Origin of the sequence: Streptosporangium sp. CA-115845 (genome assembly GCF_050943795.1) — a bacterium.
GTDB lineage: Bacteria > Actinomycetota > Actinomycetes > Streptosporangiales > Streptosporangiaceae > Streptosporangium.
Genome location: NZ_CP191988.1, coordinates 3825528 through 3843022 on the forward strand (window position 1 = coordinate 3825528; position 17495 = coordinate 3843022).

15 protein-coding genes are annotated in these 17495 nt (G+C 68.9%); 10 read left to right on the forward strand and 5 right to left on the reverse strand.

The genetic code is table 11. The annotated features are described in order from the left end of the window. Positions 1-28 precede the first annotated feature (28 nt). From ACQP0P_RS19530 to ACQP0P_RS19545, 4 genes are all read left to right on the forward strand, one after another. The gene (locus ACQP0P_RS19530; RefSeq protein WP_433378769.1) at positions 29-1792 is read left to right on the forward strand and encodes an ABC transporter substrate-binding protein; all 1764 of its coding nucleotides are present in this window, start codon (positions 29-31) and stop codon (positions 1790-1792) included. Positions 1793-1869: 77 nt separating this feature from the next. Next, positions 1870-2883 (forward strand): ABC transporter permease, encoded by a 1014-nt coding sequence (locus tag ACQP0P_RS19535; RefSeq protein WP_433378772.1) that lies wholly within the window; start codon positions 1870-1872, stop codon positions 2881-2883. Further along, a complete protein-coding gene (locus tag ACQP0P_RS19540; protein WP_433378775.1) occupies positions 2880-3917 on the forward strand; it encodes an ABC transporter ATP-binding protein in 1038 nt (345 codons plus the stop codon). Before ACQP0P_RS19535 ends, ACQP0P_RS19540 begins: the two co-directional genes overlap by 4 nt. Positions 3918-3952: 35 nt before the next feature. Further along, positions 3953-4969 (forward strand): ABC transporter ATP-binding protein, encoded by a 1017-nt coding sequence (locus ACQP0P_RS19545; RefSeq protein WP_433378778.1) that lies wholly within the window; start codon positions 3953-3955, stop codon positions 4967-4969. Positions 4970-5048: 79 nt separating this feature from the next. Here ACQP0P_RS19545 and ACQP0P_RS19550 read toward each other — a convergent pair whose 3' ends face one another. The 3 genes from ACQP0P_RS19550 to ACQP0P_RS19560 all read right to left on the reverse strand — a co-directional run bounded on the left by ACQP0P_RS19550 (position 5049) and on the right by ACQP0P_RS19560 (position 7926). Continuing rightward, positions 5049-5729, reverse strand: a complete 681-nt coding sequence (locus ACQP0P_RS19550; protein ID WP_386316624.1) for a response regulator — start codon at positions 5727-5729, stop codon at positions 5049-5051. Beyond that, positions 5729-6931, reverse strand: coding sequence for a sensor histidine kinase (locus ACQP0P_RS19555; protein WP_433378781.1), 1203 nt, complete (start codon positions 6929-6931; stop codon positions 5729-5731). The genes ACQP0P_RS19550 and ACQP0P_RS19555 overlap by 1 nt, the downstream gene beginning before the upstream one ends. A gap of 116 nt (positions 6932-7047) precedes the next feature. Then, on the reverse strand, positions 7048-7926 hold the full coding sequence (locus tag ACQP0P_RS19560) for a RecB family exonuclease (protein ID WP_433378784.1): 879 nt from the start codon (positions 7924-7926) through the stop codon (positions 7048-7050). 179 nt (positions 7927-8105) lie between these two features. Here ACQP0P_RS19560 and ACQP0P_RS19565 point away from each other — a divergent pair, with 179 nt between their 5' ends. The 4 genes from ACQP0P_RS19565 (at position 8106) to ACQP0P_RS19580 (ending at position 12799) form a co-directional block, all read left to right on the forward strand. Next, positions 8106-9194: a site-2 protease family protein gene (locus tag ACQP0P_RS19565; protein WP_433381977.1), complete on the forward strand. Its 1089-nt coding sequence runs from the start codon at positions 8106-8108 to the stop codon at positions 9192-9194. Positions 9195-9352: 158 nt separating this feature from the next. Continuing rightward, positions 9353-10888, forward strand: a complete 1536-nt coding sequence (locus tag ACQP0P_RS19570) for a hypothetical protein (protein WP_433378787.1) — start codon at positions 9353-9355, stop codon at positions 10886-10888. 55 nt (positions 10889-10943) lie between these two features. Beyond that, positions 10944-11339 (forward strand): hypothetical protein, encoded by a 396-nt coding sequence (locus ACQP0P_RS19575; protein ID WP_433378790.1) that lies wholly within the window; start codon positions 10944-10946, stop codon positions 11337-11339. After that, the gene (locus ACQP0P_RS19580) at positions 11336-12799 is read left to right on the forward strand and encodes an FHA domain-containing protein (RefSeq protein ID WP_433378793.1); all 1464 of its coding nucleotides are present in this window, start codon (positions 11336-11338) and stop codon (positions 12797-12799) included. Before ACQP0P_RS19575 ends, ACQP0P_RS19580 begins: the two co-directional genes overlap by 4 nt. A 98-nt stretch (positions 12800-12897) precedes the next feature. Here ACQP0P_RS19580 and ACQP0P_RS19585 read toward each other — a convergent pair whose 3' ends face one another. Beyond that, complete coding sequence (locus ACQP0P_RS19585) at positions 12898-14889, reverse strand: cation:proton antiporter (protein ID WP_433378796.1); 1992 nt, start codon at positions 14887-14889, stop codon at positions 12898-12900. A 119-nt stretch (positions 14890-15008) separates the two neighbouring features. Between ACQP0P_RS19585 and ACQP0P_RS19590 the strand changes: the two genes are divergently transcribed. Continuing rightward, on the forward strand, positions 15009-15797 hold the full coding sequence (locus ACQP0P_RS19590; protein WP_433378799.1) for a serine/threonine-protein kinase: 789 nt from the start codon (positions 15009-15011) through the stop codon (positions 15795-15797). Positions 15798-15859: 62 nt separating this feature from the next. On the opposite strand, the gene ACQP0P_RS19595 is transcribed toward ACQP0P_RS19590, so the two are convergent. Continuing rightward, positions 15860-16459 (reverse strand): TetR/AcrR family transcriptional regulator, encoded by a 600-nt coding sequence (locus ACQP0P_RS19595; protein WP_433378802.1) that lies wholly within the window; start codon positions 16457-16459, stop codon positions 15860-15862. A gap of 84 nt (positions 16460-16543) precedes the next feature. Between ACQP0P_RS19595 and ACQP0P_RS19600 the strand changes: the two genes are divergently transcribed. Next, positions 16544-17458: a carbohydrate kinase family protein gene (locus ACQP0P_RS19600; protein WP_433378805.1), complete on the forward strand. Its 915-nt coding sequence runs from the start codon at positions 16544-16546 to the stop codon at positions 17456-17458. The last annotated feature ends 37 nt before the right edge of the window (positions 17459-17495 follow it).

Genomic DNA, 17495 nt, shown 5'->3' on the forward strand with positions numbered 1-17495 from the left:
TCCTGGAATTAACAAGGGGTGCAAGTAAATGAACAAGAGATCCGCACTGGCCTTCGCGGCCGCGGGTGCCGCTCTCTCACTGGGGCTCTCCGCCTGTGGCGGCGGCGGCAGCGAGACGAAGCCGGCCGACGGTTCTTCGGCCGCGCCGGTGGCCGCGGACGCGTTCAACGCCGGACTCGAGGCGGTGTTCAACCCTTCTGACAAGAAGGGGGGCGTCCTGAAGATGGCCATCTCCGAGGACTGGGACTCGGTGGACCCCGGTGACACCTATTACGCACTCTCCTGGAACCTTGTCCGGATCTACGGTCGTTCGCTGGTGACCTACACCCCGGCTCCCGGTGCCGAGGGCCGCAAGCTCTCCCCCGACCTGGCCGAGAGCCTGGGCGAGTCGAGTGACGGCGGCAAGACCTGGACCTACAAGCTCCGCGCCGGTCTGAAGTTCGAGGACGGCACGCCGATCACGTCCAAGGACGTCAAGTACGCGGTCCTGCGCTCCATGGACAAGGAGACGCTGGTCAACGGCCCGACGTACTTCAACGACTGGCTGGACCTGCCGAAGGACTTCAAGAGCGTCTACAAGACCCCGGACGTCAACACCGACTCCGCGATCGAGACGCCGGACGACCAGACGATCGTCTTCCACCTGAAGAAGGCCTACGGCGGCTTCGACAACTTCGCGGCCCTGCCCGGCACGATCCCGGTCCCCAAGGACAAGGACACCGGCGTCAAGTACCGCGAGCACGTGATGGCCTCCGGCCCCTACAAGTTCGACAAGGTCGAGGCCGGCAAGCAGTACACCCTGGTCCGCAACGAGCACTGGGACCCGGCGACCGACCCGATCCGCAAGGCGCTGCCGGACAGCTACGAGATCTCCCTCGGCGTCAACGCCGACGACCTGGACAACCGGATCCTCTCCGGCGACCTGCACATCGACCTCGCCGGCTCGGGCGTCCAGCCCGCCGCGCTCGGTCGCGTGCTGAGCGACCCGGCGCTGAAGGCCCGGGCGGACAACCCCACCGGTGCCCGCACCTGGTACACCTCGATCATCTCCGAGGTGGCCCCGCTGGACAACGTGGAGTGCCGCAAGGCGATCATCTACGGCGCCGACCGGGTGGGCCTGCAGAACGCCTACGGCGGCGAGTTCGCCGGCGGTGACATCGCGACCGGTCTGATGCCGCCGTCGATCGGAGGCTGGAAGAAGCTGGACCTCTACCCGACCGGCACCGGCGACGTGGAGAAGGCCAAGGCCGCACTCGCCGCCTGTGGCAAGCCTGACGGCTTCGAGACCATCATGGCCTACCGCGCCGACCGTCCCAAGGAGAAGGCGACCGCCGAGTCGCTCCAGCAGGCGCTGGCCAAGGTCGGCATCAAGCTGGAGCTCAAGGGTTACCCCACCGGTGACTACTTCGCGCTCTACGCCGGCAAGCCGGACTTCGTGAAGAAGAACGGCATCGGCCTGGCCACCAACGGCTGGGGTGCCGACTGGAACGACGGCTTCGGCTTCATGTCGCAGATCGTCGACAGCCGCACCATCCGTGAGTCGGGCGGTAACTACAACCTCAGCATCAGGGACAAGGAAGTCGACGCGAAGATCGACCAGATCTTCACCGAGACCGATGTCGCCAAGCGTGACGCGCTCTGGGGCGAGATCGACCAGAGGATCATGGAGCAGGCCTACGTGCTGCCCTCGGTCTGGTCCAAGGGCGTCATGGTCCGCCCCCTGGGTGCGACGAACGTCTTCGTCACCGGTGCGTTCGACATGTACGACTACCTGAACCTGGGCGTCCAGTAACCGTCGGAAATCCTGTTCAGTTAGTCGAGGCTTGAAGGGGCCGGCCCACAAGGCCGGCCCCTGGAGCCGGGGGGACTGTGGTCACTTACATCATCCGGCGCCTGATCGGCGCGGTGCTCATGCTCGTCATCGTGAGCATGGTCACGTTCTCGATCTTCTTCGTGGTTCCCCGTATCGCGGGTGCCACGGCTGAGGACTTCGCCAGCCGTTACATGGGCAGATCCGCCGATGCGGAGATGATCGCGGTCACGGCGGAAAAACTCGGGTTCAACGACCCGATTCCCGTGCAGTACGGCCGCTGGATCTCAGGTGTCTTCGTCGGCTCGGAGTACGACACCGGCGCCACCATCGAGGAGTGCCCCGCTCCCTGTTTCGGCTACTCCTTCATCAGAAGGCAGCCGGTCTGGCCCGACCTGGTGGATCGCATCCCGGTGACCCTCTCGCTCGCCCTGGGCGCGGCGGTCATCTGGTTGCTCTGCGGCGTCGCGACAGGCGTGCTGTCCGCGCTGCGAAAAGGCACGGTCTTCGACCGGGCGGCGATGAGCATCGCGCTCGCCGGGGTCTCCCTGCCGGTCTTCTTCACCGGCATCGTCTCCCTTGTCGTCTTCAGCTACGGGTTAGGTATCACCGCGCCGGGCGGCAGCTTCACGCCGTTCCTGGAGAATCCGGCGGAATGGGCCTACAGCCTCCTGCTGCCATGGATCACCCTCGCATTCCTCTATGCCGCGTCCTACGCGCGTCTGACCAGGGCGGGAATGCTGGAGACCATGAGCGAGGACTACATTCGCACGGCCAGGGCCAAGGGCATGCAGGAGTCCAGGGTGGTCCTCAAGCACGGCCTGCGCGCCGCGCTGACCCCCATCCTGACGATCTTCGGTCTGGACCTTGGCCTGCTGCTCGGTGGCGCGGTGCTCACCGAGAGCACGTTCTCGCTGAAGGGCATCGGCGACTACGCCGTCCAGGCCATCGTGACGAACGACCTTCCGAAGATCATGGGTGTCACCATGGTCGCGGCGCTCTTCGTCGTGCTGGCCAGTCTGATCGTCGACCTGCTGTACGCGGTGGTCGACCCGAGGGTGAGGCTGGGATGAGCGCTCCGTCGAGCTTTCTCGAACTGAGGGACCTGCGGATCCACTTTCCGACGGACGACGGCCTGGTCAAGTCCGTCGACGGGCTCTCCTTCCAGCTGGAGCGCGGTAAGACGCTCGGCATCGTGGGCGAGTCCGGATCCGGCAAGAGCGTCACCTCGCTGGGCATCCTCGGCCTGCACAAGGGCGGCCGGGCGAAGATCTCCGGTGAGATCTGGCTGGACGGCGAGGAACTCGTCACCGCCTCCGCCGACCACGTCCGGACGTTGCGCGGCAAGAAGATGGCGATGATCTTCCAGGATCCGCTCTCGGCGATGCACCCCTTCTACACGGTGGGCGTGCAGATCGTGGAGGCGTACCGGATCCACAACCAGGTCAGCAAGAAGGTCGCGCGCAAGCACGCCATCGACATGCTGGGCCGGGTGGGCATCCCACAGCCGGAAAAGCGCGTCGACAGCTATCCGCACGAGTTCTCCGGCGGTATGCGCCAGCGTGCGATGATCGCCATGGCGCTCTCCTGCGACCCGGAACTGCTGATCGCGGACGAGCCGACCACGGCTCTCGACGTGACGGTCCAGGCACAGATCCTGGACCTGATGCGCGACCTGCAGCGTGACTTCAACGCCGCGTTGATCGTCATCACCCACGACCTGGGTGTCGTCGCGGAGCTGTCGGACGACATCCTGGTGATGTACGGCGGAAAGGGCATCGAGTACGGCACGGCGGAGGACATCTTCGAGCGGCCCGAACATCCCTACACGTGGGGCCTGCTGGGATCGATGCCACGTCTGGACCGGGAGCGGACCGAGCGGCTGCTGCCGATCAAGGGCACTCCCCCCTCGCTGATCAACGTGCCCACCGGGTGTGCCTTCCACCCGCGCTGCGCCTATGCCGACCGCACCGGAGGGAGGTCGAGCACCGAGGTGCCCGAGCTGCTCGAGAGCGACGGCGGCCATCTGGTCCGGTGCCACCTGCCCTACGAGGTCAGGCGGGACATCTGGGAGAACGAGATCAAAGTGAACCTGGAGTCCTCGTGAGCGAGCGAGACGCGCGTTCGACGAACGGAAAGTCTGTGACCGAGCCAATTCTGTCAGTGCAAGGGCTGGAGAAGCACTTCCCCGTCACCAAGGGCCTGCTCAAACGCCAGGTCGGTGCGGTCAAAGCGGTCGACGGGATCAGCTTCGACGTCCTCAAGGGGGAGACCCTCGGCCTGGTGGGCGAGTCCGGCTGTGGCAAGACCACGACGGGTCGCATGATCACCAGGCTCATCGAGCCGACCGGCGGGAAGGTCGTCTTCGAGGGCCACGACATCACTCACATGTCGCAGTCCAAGATCAGGCCCCTCCGGCGCGACATGCAGATCATCTTCCAGGACCCCTACTCCTCGCTCAACCCCCGCCACACGGTCGGCGCCATCGTCGGTGCGCCGTTCCGTATCCAGGGGATCAAGACCGAACAGGGGATCAAGAAGGAAGTCCAGGACATCCTCGCCCTGGTCGGTCTCAACCCCGAGCACTACAACCGTTACCCGCACGAGTTCTCCGGTGGCCAGCGCCAGCGCATCGGCATCGCCCGCACGCTCGCGCTCAAGCCCAAGCTCATCGTCGCCGACGAGCCGGTGTCCGCGCTGGACGTGTCGATCCAGGCCCAGGTCGTCAATCTTCTGGAAGACCTGCAGAACGAGCTCGACCTGACCTACGTGGTCATCGCGCACGACCTGTCGGTGGTCCGGCACATCAGCGACCGGGTCGCGGTCATGTATCTCGGCAAGATCGTCGAGCTGGCGGACCGTAAGAACCTGTACGAGTCGCCCATGCACCCCTACACCACCGCGCTGATGTCCGCGGTCCCCATTCCGGACGTCAAGCGGCGTGAGGGGCGCGAGCGTATCCGTCTCCAAGGCGACGTGCCCAGCCCGCTCAACCCTCCGCCGGCCTGCCGCTTCCACACCCGGTGCTGGAAGGCCCAGGAGATCTGCAAGACCGTGGAACCGCCGCTGACAGAGCTGGCGGCGGGCCACCAGGTGGCCTGTCACTTCCCGGAGAACGCCCCCAAGGAGCAGCCGCCCCTGCAGGCCGTTTCGGACTGATCGATCCCGGCTCAGGCCCGCGTACTCGCCGTGGTGACCGGCCGGTGCGCGGGCACGCCCGTTCGCGCCGGGTGCCGGGTCAGGGAGGCGAGCCGGGGGTGATCAGACCGGTCTCGTAGGCGAGGACGACGGCCTGGACGCGGTCGCGCAGGCTCAGCTTGGTGAGCACGTTGCCGACGTGGGTCTTGACCGTCGTCTCGCTCACCACCAGCTCGGCGGCGATCTCCGCGTTGGACATGCCCTTGGCGATCAGCTTGAGCACCTCCAGCTCACGCTCGGTCAGCCGCTCCAGGCGAGTGGGGGTGGACTGCCGGTGGGTCGGCAGGTGTGCGCCGAACCTGTCCAGCAGCCGCCTGGTGATGCTCGGCGCGACGATGGCGTCGCCGGCCGCCACCACCCGGATGGCCTGCACCAGTTCCTCCGGCGGGACGTCCTTCAGCAGGAAGCCGCTGGCTCCGGCGCGCAGCGCCTCCACGATGTACTCGTCCAGGTCGAAGGTCGTCAGCACCAGCACCCGGGGCACGTGCGCACCTCCGGCGGCCTCCCGTACGATCCGGCGGGTCGCCTCGATGCCGTCCACGCCCGGCATCCGGATGTCCATCAGCACCACATCGGGCAGCAGCGCCCGCGACTGGTCCTGCGCGGCCTTGCCGTCCCCCGCCTCACCGACCACGGTGAGGTCGGGTTCGGCCTCGAGGATCAGGCGGAAACCGGTGCGCAGGAGTGGCTGGTCGTCCACCAGCAGCACTCTGATCGTCATCATGTGTCCTTGAGGGGGAACCGGGCATCAACCTCGAATCCGCCCTCGGGACGTGGGCCGATCCTCAGAAGTCCACCATAGAGGGCAACGCGTTCACGGATGCCCACCAGTCCGTGACCGGTCGCCCCCTCGCTCGTTTCGCCCGCTTTCCGGCCGAGGCCGTCGTCGGTGACCCGCACGGCCAGCTCGCCTGACTCGTGCCGCACCGTCACCCAGGCTCGTGCCTGCGGCCCCGCGTGCCGCAGGCTGTTGGTCAGGGCCTCCTGCACCAGCCTGTACGCGGCCAGGTCGACTCCGGGCGGCAGTACCCCGGTGGTCCCGCGCTCGTCCTCGATCCACAGCTGTGTCCGCAGCCCCGCCTCGCGCATCTGGTCGACCAGGGCGGGAATCTCACGCATCCCCGGCTGCGGATTGCGCTCGGCGGGCGCCGCGTCGGTTCTGAGCACGCCCACGAGGCTGCGCATCTCCGACATCGCGGTCCGGCCAAGCTCCTCGATCGCAGACAGGGCCTCCCGGGCCCCCTCGGGGTTTCCGGCCAGTACCCGGCGTGCCGCGGCGGCCTGGACGGTCATCACGCTCACGTGATGGGCCACCACGTCGTGCAGCTCACGGGCGATGCGGGAGCGCTCCTCGGCTCTGGCCGCCCGGGTGTCGGCCTCCCGGATATGCTCCATGCGCCGTGCCCGGTCGTGCAGCTCCGCCTGGTAGGCTCGGCGCAGCCGCACGTTCCGGCCGGCGATCCACAGGGAGACGGTGAAGACGACCATCAGCAGGTGGGTGCTCCACTCGCCAAGCCCGCCGCCGGCCGCCGCGGACAGGAAGTGGCCGGCCAGGGCCAGTGCGGGAGCGCACAGGCTGACCGCCAGGCCGCGCCGGACGGCGATCGTGTAGACCAGCACCAGGGCGGCGAGCCAGAGCAGGGAGGGGTTCCGGCCCGCCGCGGCCAACGTGATCTCGATCAGGCAGACCAGACAGAGCAGCAGGAAAGGCCAGTGGCGGCGCAGCGCCACCGACAGGCAACCGGTCACGATCAGGCCGAGGCTCATCGCGTCCGGCTCCCCGAGACGGGCCGGATCGCCGAAAACCTGGGCGACGTGGGCGAAGGGAACCGAGGCGGCCGCCAGCGCCCCCCCGAGGAGCAGATCAGGGATCAGCGGATGCCCGCGGAACCAGGCCCGCAGGCTACCGATGGTGTTGCGCACACAACCAACTTAGGTGCCCTTCCCCGCCGGCCACCCTGCCAGAGGGGGATATCCGCCTCATCCCCACGTAGGACAGCGCCGATTGCGACGCGGGTGCGTCGCGATCGACACAGCCGCTACAACTCGTCGGTGGCGGCCCTTGAGGTCTTGGCGGGGCGGCGGTTGCTGCGGACGGTGTCGCCTGGCTGGCGCTCGGGCACCGGCGGGGGAGTGCCGCCGAACTCCGGGCACAGGTCCTTGTAGCTGCACCAGCCGCACAGCCTGCTGGGCCTGGCCCGCCACTCACCCGTCTCCAGCGCCCGCTCGATGGCCTGCCACAGGGCCTGGACCTTCCTCTCGGTGGCCAGCAGGTCGGCCTCGTCGGGGGCGTAGCGCAGGACCTCGCCGCCACCTCCCAGATACATCAGCTGGAGCAGGCGGGGCACCGAGCCGCGCAGCCGCCACAGCACCAGCGCGTAGAATTTCATCTGGAACAATGCCTTGGCCTCGAAGGCGGGCCCCGGGGCGCTGCCGGTCTTGTAGTCGACGACGCGGACCTCGCCGCCGGGCGCCACGTCCAGCCTGTCGATGTAGCCCCGCAGCATCAGGCCGCTGCCGAGCACCGCCTCCACGTAGAGTTCCCGCTCGGCGGGCTCCAGGCAGGTGGGGTCCTCAAGGGTGAAGTAACTTTCCAGCATGACGCGGGCCTGGGCCAGCCACTCGACGCGGTCGTCGTCACCGGTGAACATGCCGGCATACGAAGGATCCTCCTGCTGCAACCTGCGCCACTGCGGCTCCAGCAGGTCCTGGGCCGCGGCGACCGTGCGATCGAGGGCGGGCAGGTCGTACAGCCGCTCCAGCACGGAGTGGACCATCGTGCCGCGCACGGCGGCCGGCGACGGAGGCTCGGGGAGCCTGTCGATCACCCGGAAACGGTAGAGCAGCGGGCACGTCATGAAGTCACCCGCCCGCGACGGCGACAGGGCTCCGATGATCGTGGGCTCGGTCAGCGACATGACCGCACTGTAGGTCACGGTGACGACAGTTTGCGCCCGAGGTGCCCTTGTGGCGTCTGCCGAAGGTCCGGTGGCGCGTACCATCGAGGCTTGAGGGTGGATTGAACACGGGTTGAACGAGGAGTGGTGAGCCAGCGGTGAGCAGCGACAGCCCACGCCGGGACGGTTCAGGACTGCGGATGGGCCGGCCGTTCGGCATTCCGGTCTACGTCTCGCCGACCTGGCTCATCGTGGCGGCCTTCATCACCTACTCGTTCCAGGGCGTGGTGGCCTTCTGGCTGCCCGAACTGAGCATCCCGATCACGTACGCCGTCGCGTTCGTCTTCGCGGTGCTGCTGTACGTCTCGGTGCTCCTGCACGAGCTGGCGCACTGCGTGGTCGCCAGGATGTACGGCCTGCCGGTCCGGCGCATCACGCTCTACCTGCTCGGCGGCGTCTCGGAGATCGAACGCGAGCCGGAGACGCCCGGCAGGGAGTTCATGGTGGCCTTCGCGGGCCCCCTGCTCTCGCTCGGCCTGGCCGGGATCGGTTTCGCCGCCTCCCGGATCATCGACCCCGGCACGATCCCCGGCGTCCTGGTCTTCCAGCTCTGGTTCGCCAACCTGATCGTCGGTGTCTTCAACATGCTGCCGGGGTTGCCGCTCGACGGGGGGCGCATGCTCCGCGCGGGCGTCTGGAAGATCACCCGCAAGCCCGGTACGGGCACGATCGCCGCGGCCTGGGCGGGCCGGGGGCTGGCCGTGGCCCTGGTCGCGATCCCCATCGGGCTGGCGCTGGCGACCGGGTCGGCACCGGACATGACGTTCGCCTGGTCGGTGCTGCTGGCCGCCTTCATCTGGTTCGGTGCCACCCAGGCGCTGCGCGGTGCCCGGGTGCGCGCCCGCATCCCCAAGGTCAACGCCCGTGCCCTGGCCAGGAGGGCCATCGCGGTCACCGGTGACGTGCCGCTGGCCGAGGCCCTGCGCCGGGCGGCGGAGGCGCAGGCGGGGGCGATGGTGGTCGTCGACCATGAGGGCCACCCCACGGGCATCGTCAACGAGGTCGCGGTGGAGGCCACTCCGGAGAGTCGCCGCCCCTGGGTGACGGCGGGTTCGCTCTCGCGCAGCCTCGAACCCTCACTGGTACTGGCCGCCGACCTGGAGGGGGAGCCGTTGATCGACGCCATGCGTGAATCCCCGGCGGGTGAGTATCTCCTGGTGGAGCGTGGCGGCGAGATCTTCGGGGTGCTCGCGACGTCCGACGTGAATCGAGTGTTCAGCGGAGTTTAAGCGAACCACATGTCATTTGCAGGCGTCTCACTGAATACTCGCCGGAGACAGGACGGCCAGGGAAAATCATCCCTGTTTGTCCCACTCGTTTTCGGCTCGTACCAGGACTAGGGTTTTGGCTAGTGAACTGGCTGGCCATGTAGCTTAAGGGACGTCAATTGGCACCCCCCCACACGCCGGCTCCGGCCGGCGATCTGACGCCGGATCTCCTCGGTGCGCCCGAATGGACCGACCAGATGGTCGCCGCCGCGGGCATCCCCATGTACGACATCCCGTTCCTCACGGTCGGTGGCGGCATGGGCTCCTTCGTGACGCTCGACTATCTGAGGATCTACGGCGTCCCCACCTCACAGATGCGGGTGGTCTCCAATATCGATCACCCATGGCAGACCTACGAGTTCCTCACCAGGTGCTCGCAGATCCCCCGTGGGGAGCGGATCCGCTCCGACTCCTCCTCCCGCCCGGACAACCTGTGGGGGTTCCCCTCCTACGCCCTGGAAGAGGCGTGGAAGGAGAAGAAACCGTCGTACCTGTGGCAGATCCTCACCGAGCCGCTCCTGAACGACTACTGGACCCCGCGCGCGGGCACGGTCTTCGAGAACCTGGAGCGCGAAGCCAAACGCATCAACTACTGGGACATGCTGGTCAAGGGACAGGTGCGGATGGTCCGCCGTCGGGCCGGCGGCGGCTACTTCACGGTGGTCACCCCGCCGGACGGCGCGGCGGCGACCAAGCGCATCATCTTCCGCTCGCGCTTCGTGCACATCGCGATCGGCTACCCGGGCCTGAAGTTCCTGCCCGACCTGCAGGAGTTCCGGACCAAGCACGGTGACTACCAGCACGTCGTCAACGCCTACGAGCCGCATGAGCAGGTCTACGAGTTCCTGAAGACCAGGCCGGGCACCGTGGTCATTCGCGGCGGTGGCATCGTCGCCTCCCGGGTGCTCCAGCGGCTGTTCGACGACCGGGCGCGGTACGGCCTGCAGACCCAGATCATCCACATCTTCCGCACGTTCGTCAGCGGCTCCCACGGCTCGCACATCTGGTCACGTCGCAAGGGCGGGGACGGCTGGGCCTACCAGGGCTTCAACTATCCCAAGTCGGTGTGGGGCGGTCAGCTCAAGGCACAGATGCGCAAGCTCGAGGGCGCCGACCGGGCGAAGAAGTACAAGGAGATGGGCGGCACCAACACCCCCTACCGGCGGCACTGGCAGGAGCAGATGCGCGCGGGGCGCAGTGGCGGCTACTACCACCCTGTGCAGGGCACCGTCGACCGCGTGGAGCACGGCCAGGACGGGCGACTGGTCAGCTACGTGCGCAGCAGCGACGGCATCGTCCGCGAGCCGGTCTCCGACTACATCATCGACTGTACCGGCCTGGAGGCCGACATCGCCGAGCACCGGATCTTCGCGGACCTGCTCCAGCACGGTGGGGCGTTCCGTAATCCGGTGGGCAGGCTCGAGGTGGAGCGCCACTTCGAGGTGAAGGGGACGGCCAATGGTGACGGTGCCCTCTACGCCTCGGGATCGGCCACGCTCGGAGGTTACTTCCCGGGTGTCGACACCTTCCTCGGCCTGCAGGTCGCGGCTCAGGAGATAGCCGACGATCTGGCAAGACGAGGGTTCGTCAAAAAGATGGGACCGCTGCGCTCGACCTCGCAGTGGTTCAAATGGGCCTTCAACTCGTCGCTGTAAGGAGTAGTCCCCCGTGGTTCCGACTCTGTGGGGCCGTCTTCAGACGCGCCTCTTCATGCTCGCCACCGTTGGCGTGATCATCACCCTGCTGATCGTGCCGGTGCTTCCCGGCTCCTCCGGGCCGCTCTCCGGGCGCTACGTCAACGGGTTCCTGGTCCTCGCGGCGGTAGCTGTGCTGGGGATCGTCTGGGAGCTGATATATCACTTCCTGATGCAGTTCAGATGGGAGAAGGACTGGCCGACCCTCTTCGGTCTGCTGACGCTCGTGCCCGAAGGCCTTGTGCTGTACTTTTTGCTACGGTCCGGTGCAGTCGATGTTATCGATCCGGTTCCGCCGGCCGCCTTCTGGACGCACTTCACGGTTGTCTGGGTATGCATCTGGCTGGTGACGAACGGCCCCATGCGGGTGCCGTTCATCCGGTGGCGTTTCCGGGGAGGGAGAGTTCTGTGACCGACCAGGGCTTCGGGGTGGTGCGTCCGCTTCCGGGCAACGGGCTGGTGGCCTATGTGGGCGGCCTGCTGCTGGTGTGCGACGCGGCCGAGGCCGTCGTTGAGGATCTGCTGAGGGCGCTGCGGGAGACCGCGGCCTCGGGCGGCGACGGCCGGTCGCTGGCCCGCCGGACCGCCCAGATCCTCGCCGTCGTGATAGGCGAGCCGGTGGCGTGTGCCGTCGCCGGTCCGGTCAGCGGGGGAGTGGCCGTCCTGGTCAGCGGCCCGGCGTTCGCGGCGGTGACCGGCGCGGCCGGCGAGATCCAGCTCGCCGGGCGTGACGCGCTCACGTGGTCCGACCGCTTGGTCCCCGGCCCGGTGACCCGGGTGGAGCTGAGCCTGCCCGACGCCGGGACCGCGCACCCGCTGTCCCGGCTGGACGCCGGAGTGATCGTCGCGGGCGGCGTCTGGTGCGACCTGACGGAGGCGGGGGCCGCCCCGCAGGCCATGCCGCGGATGGAGCCCGCCGCGTCACAGGTCCAGCAGGCGCCCCGGATGGAGCCCGTGGCCCCCGCGCCCACCCCGATGCCCGCGCCACCGGAGCGGCCGACCTCCCCCGAGTGGTCGGCCCTCCCGGAGGGCGCCCCGCCGGCGCCCTACCCGATGGGCTCTGCCGAGCCCTATCCGATGGGCCCGGCGGATCCCTATCCGCCGGTCACCGCCCCGCCGCCGATGGAGCCGCAGCCGCAGGCGTGGCACTCCGAGCCGATCCCCGCGGCCTCCCCGCAGGGGCCGATGCCCTCCACCGGACCCGCCCCCGCGATGGTCCACCATGAAGAGGTCCGTCACGAGGACATCGACACGGCCAGGGCCGGCGGGATGGGCGGGGATCCCGTCGACGTCCGCGACCAGCCGTTCGAGTACGAGTTGCTGACGCCCGGCGGTTCACAGCCCGGGGCCGAGTCTCCGGCGCCCGCGCCGAACTCCGGGGCCGAACCCGAGGCGCGGCCGCTGGTCTACGGGGTCGACTGCAAGAACGACCACTTCAATGACCCTCGCGTGCCCTACTGCGCGGTCTGCGGTATCGCACTGGTCCAGCGCACCCTCGTTCCCTACAAGGGCCCGCGCCCGCCGCTGGGGGTCCTGCTCCTGGACGACGGTCTCACACTGCGGCTCGACACCGACTATCTGGTGGGCCGCGACCCCGAGCGGGCACCCGAGGTGGCCGACGGCTCTGTGCGCCCGGCCAAGGTCACCAGCCCCGACGGCTCGGTCTCCCGCCGGCATCTGAGGGTGGCGCTGGACGGCTGGGACGTCAACCTGGTCGATCTTGGATCTGTCAACGGCACCCAGATCCAGCCGCCCGGTGACCCCAACTTCTACGACATCCCGCCGAACGAGCCGGTTACGATCATGCCCGGCACCACCGTGCGGATCGGTGTCTCGCGCACCATGCGCTACGAGTCACACCGCAACCGCTGAGAACGCCTTTCGCCTTCCTGGCGGTTTTCGGGCGGTACGGCCATGGCCGTACCGCCCGGCGTGTTTTACCGTGCCGCTCGCGTGCGGTCGGTGTGCGATCAGGGCTGCGGGGCCGGGGCGCGCAGAGCGGAGACGGCCTCGGCCCAGTCGACCGGGTCGGGGTCCTGCTCGGCGCGGACCAGCAGGTGCGCGCCCTCCGGGGTGGTCCCGGTGTCGGCGGCCACGACCAGCGCGCCCTCGGGGATCGCACCCGCGTCGGCCGCGACCCCGAGCTTGGACAGCCGCTGGGCCAGGGCTGAGGCCCGGTTCCCACCGGTGACGACCAGTGGCCGGTCCCACAGCATCGCGAGGGTGAGCGCCACGTGCGCGGCCGCGTCGTCACCGGAGCCGTAACGTACCGCGACCGGCCCCGGCCCGAAGCCGGGCTCGGCCTGTTCCGGCACGGGCAAGGACACGGTCACCACGCGGCAGACCGCGCCGTCACGCACGGCGGTATAGCCGGGGACACCGGCGGGCAGCACCAGCAGGTCGGCTCGGGCACCGGAGGCCAGCTCCGGCAGCTCGCCTGCCACATCCGCGCTGAACCGGCTCACCACCCTGGTCTCCGAGCCACGCTCGCGGGCACTGCCGGCCAGCGCCTCCAGGTCGTGGAGGGTCTCGGCCAGCTCGGCCAGCTCCGAGGAGAGGCCGCTGCCGACCTCCAGGCGGCCCGCCGGGTAGGGGCGCAGGTGGCCCAGGACCACCTCGGACGGCGACCTGGACAGGGCCAGGGTGGTGGTCAGGCCGACCAACGGGGCCTGCTCGGCGGGCGGATCGGGCACGATCACCAACACCCGGTGGGCGGCGGTCACGCCGAGGGCGGCACGTTCGGCCTCGGCGATGTCGCGGGCCACCCGTCTGTCGGGGTAGATCCTGCGCACCAGCGGGCCGGTCATCGCGGTCGTGACGAGGGCCATGACCACCATCAGCGAGTAGAGCTCGTCGTCGAGCACGCCCTTCTGCAGGCCGACGGTGAGGATGACGATCTCGGTGAGCCCTCGCGTGTTGAGCAGGGAGGCCAGTGCCCAGGACTGCCGGTTGGGCAGCCGCTGGGTCCGCGCGGCGGCGTAGGAGCCGAGCAGCTTGCCGCCGATCGCGACGACCAGGATCGCGGAGAGCGTGCCGAGGCTGGACAGGTCGAGTTCGCGCAGGTTGACGTTGAGCCCCGCCACCACGAAGAACATCGGCAACAGCAGCAGTACGGCGAGCTGTTCCAGCCGCTCCAGGATCTCGTGGTTGAGCCGTTCCGCCCCCTCGCGGGGCATCACCGCGCCGAACACGAACGCGCCGAAGATGAAGTGGACGTGCATCCACTCGGTGGCCCAGGCCGATCCGATCAGACCGATGAGCACCAGGGAGAGCAGGCCGGGCGTCAGCCGCCCGGCCTTCTCGTAGGCGGGCACCAGCCGGGCCAGCAGGGGCTTGACGACCAGGAACATCACCAGTGCGTACGGCAGGGCGAGCAGGACCTTCCACTGCCCCTCGGACTCTCCGGCCCCCGCGATGCCCACCACCACCGCCAGGACGGTCCAGGCGAGCACGTCGATGACGGCCGCCGAGGCCAGGGCGAGGCCGCCGAGCGTGATCCGCTGCATTCCCCGGTCGGTGAGGATCCGAGCCAGCACCGGGAAAGCGGTGGCGGCCATCGCCGCGCCCATGAACAGCACGAACGGCAGGGTCTTGTCGCCTCCCACATGCTCACCCGCGATGGCCAGCGCGAGCACGCAGCCCAGGACGAACGGCACCACGGTCGAGCCGAGCGCCACGGTCACCGCGATCCGTCCCTTGCCCCTGACCAGCTTCTGGTCCAGTTCCAGGCCGACGACGAACATGAACAGCACCAGGCCGACGTTGGCCAGGGCCTGTAACGGGGGCCGCATCTCGGAGCCGAACAGCTCGTCACCGATCAGGGGTCCCAGCAGGGTGGGTCCCAGCAGGATGCCGGCCACGATCTCGCCGATGACCGGAGGTTGGCCGAGCCATCTGGCCAGCGCTCCGAAAAGCCGCGCGGCCGCGAGGACGATGACAAGGTCAAGCAGGAGCAGATCCATGTGCAGCAATTGCGAGCACGCTTTCCGTATGCAAAGAAAAGCCCCGAGAATGGCGAAGGCGACGTTACCGTGTGTGGGATGTCGTCGCGAACGTTGCGCAGGCATGGAGGGAGACCGTTATGGAAGGCATCGCCGATTATGAGTTCATCCGGTCACTGGGAGCCGGTAACCACGGTGAGTTCTACTTGGCGAAAAGGCCCGAGCGGTTACCCATCGAGGCGGATCTGGTCGCGGTGAAGGTGGTGGGGGGCACGGGGAACGACGCCTTCCGCCGTGCCACGAGGGAGTTGAAGGCGTTCGCCGCGGTGCGCTCCCCGTATCTGGTGCGGCTCTACGACGCCGGCCAGCAGGGTGGGGTGTTCTATTACTCGATGGAGTACCTGCCGGACGGCTCGCTGGCGCGTCCCGCGGAGCGACCCTCGCGCGAGCGGGTGCTGCGCTCGATCGCCTGCGTCTCCCACGCGGCGCAGGCACTGCACGAGGAGGGCATCGTCCATCGCGACATCCGCCCCGGTAACGTGCTGCTCGCCGACGGCGGGGGCAAGCTCTCCGACCTGGGCCTGTCACAGGTGCTGACGCCGGGCGTGACGGTGACCGGGATGGGGGACATCGGTTCGGTGGAGTTCACCGACCCCACGTTGCTGCAGGGGGAGACGCCCACCCCCGCGGGTGACGTGTGGTCGCTGGGTGCGACGCTGCACTGGGCGGTGAGCGGCGTCGGGCTCTACGGGAAACTGCCCACCCACGACCCGCTGCTGACCCTGCGGAAGGTGTACAGCACGCCGCCGTCGATCGATCCGGGGTTGGAGCCCGAGTTGTCGGATCTCGTCCAGGCATGCCTTGGCGACGTGGCCAAGCGGCCCACCGCGCGGGGGGTGGCCGACCGGCTCTACGCCCTGCTGGTCTGAGCTTCCGCCCGCGCGCCCCGGGAGCCGAGCGGGCACGGGGCGGCCGGGCGCGGGGGCCGGTGCTACGCGCCGGTGGGGCGCAGGCGGTCCAGTTCGGCGTTGAGCACCCGCTCCAGGCGTGCGGTGCCGAGCCTGCCCGGGTAGAGCAGGCGGTGCACGCTCAGCCCGTCGACCAGGGCGAGTAGCCGCTCGGTCACGTCGTCGAGGTCTTCGGTGGTGGAGATCTCCCCACCGGCGACCGCGGCGCCGAGCAGGCTGCGCACCAGGTAGCGCAGCTCCTCGGCCTCGGTGCGCTGGGCCTCCAGCATCGCCGGGCTGGTCATGCTGCGACTCCAGAAGCCGACCTCCAGCCCGCTCTCCCGGGTGCGCTCCTCGTCCAGTGGCAGGTTGTCGAGGAGGAGTTCGCGTAGCGCCGCCAGCCCGGTGAGGCCGGCCAGTTTGCCGCGCAGGCGCTCCACGATGCGCCGGTGCGAGGAGCGCAGCGCCGACAGCATGATGTCGTCCTTGTCGGCGAAGTAGTGGGTCAGCACGCCGTTGGAGTAGCCGGCCTCCTTGGCGATAGCCCTGGTCGTGGCGGCCTCGATGCCCTCGCGCAGGATGATGCGGCGAGCGGCCTCGATGACCTCCTCGCGGCGCTCCTCGTGATCGACGATCTTTGGCAACTCGGTTCCCTCCCGAACGGAATCCGTTGACATTGTAGTCGGTCGCCCGTCTATTATCCGCTGAAGACATGAGGAGGACTCGCTATGACCGTCGTAGCCCTCGGGGTGCACATCGTGGACGTGCTCGCCAGGCCGGTGGAGTCGATTCCCGCCGGGCAGGACACCCACCTGCTGGAGCAGATCCGCGTCACCGCCGCGGGTGCCGCGGCCGCGACCGCCGTCGACCTGGCCGCGCTCGGTGTCCCGGTGGCCTCGGTGGGGGCGGTCGGCGACGACGAGCTCGGAGATCTGCTCGTCATGATGATGGGGCGGTGCGGCGTCGACGTGACCGGGGTGGTCCGCAGGCGGGGAGAGCAGACCGCCGCCTCGATCCTGCCTATCCGCCCGGACGGCGGGCGCCCGTCCTTCCACGTCCCCGGAGCCAACCTGGGCCTGGCCGTCGCCGACGTCGGCCGCGAGCGGATCCTCAGTGCGCGCGTCGTGCACCTGGGGGGCATGGACGTGACCTGGGGCCTGTACGACCCCGCTTTCTTCGCGCTGCTCGACGAGGCGCGCGCGGCGGGCACGATCATCACAATGGACCTTCTGTCCAATATGCCGGACCTCATGCAGGGGGTCCGGAGCTTTCTCCCGCACGTCGACTACCTCCTGCCGAACGAGGAGCAGGCACTGCTGATGAGCGGTGCGGGCAGTGCGGAGGAGGCCGCGCTGGCCCTGCTGGGGGAGGGGCCCTCGGCGGTCCTGGTCACGCTCGGCGCGGACGGAAGCCTGATCGCCGAGGCGGAGGGCGTCACCCGCGTTCCCGCCCTCGACGTCGAAGTGGTCGACACCACGGGGTGCGGTGACGCCTACTGCGCCGGGTTCATCGCCGGCCTGGTCGACGGCCATGACGTGGCCGGCGCGGCACGGCTCGGTACCGCGCTGGCCGCCCGCGTCGCGGGAGGCCTGGGTTCGGACGCCGGCCTGGACGGGGCGCGCGCACTACGTGAGGAGAAGTGATCCCGCCGCTCGTGGTCGGACACGGCACCGAACCGCC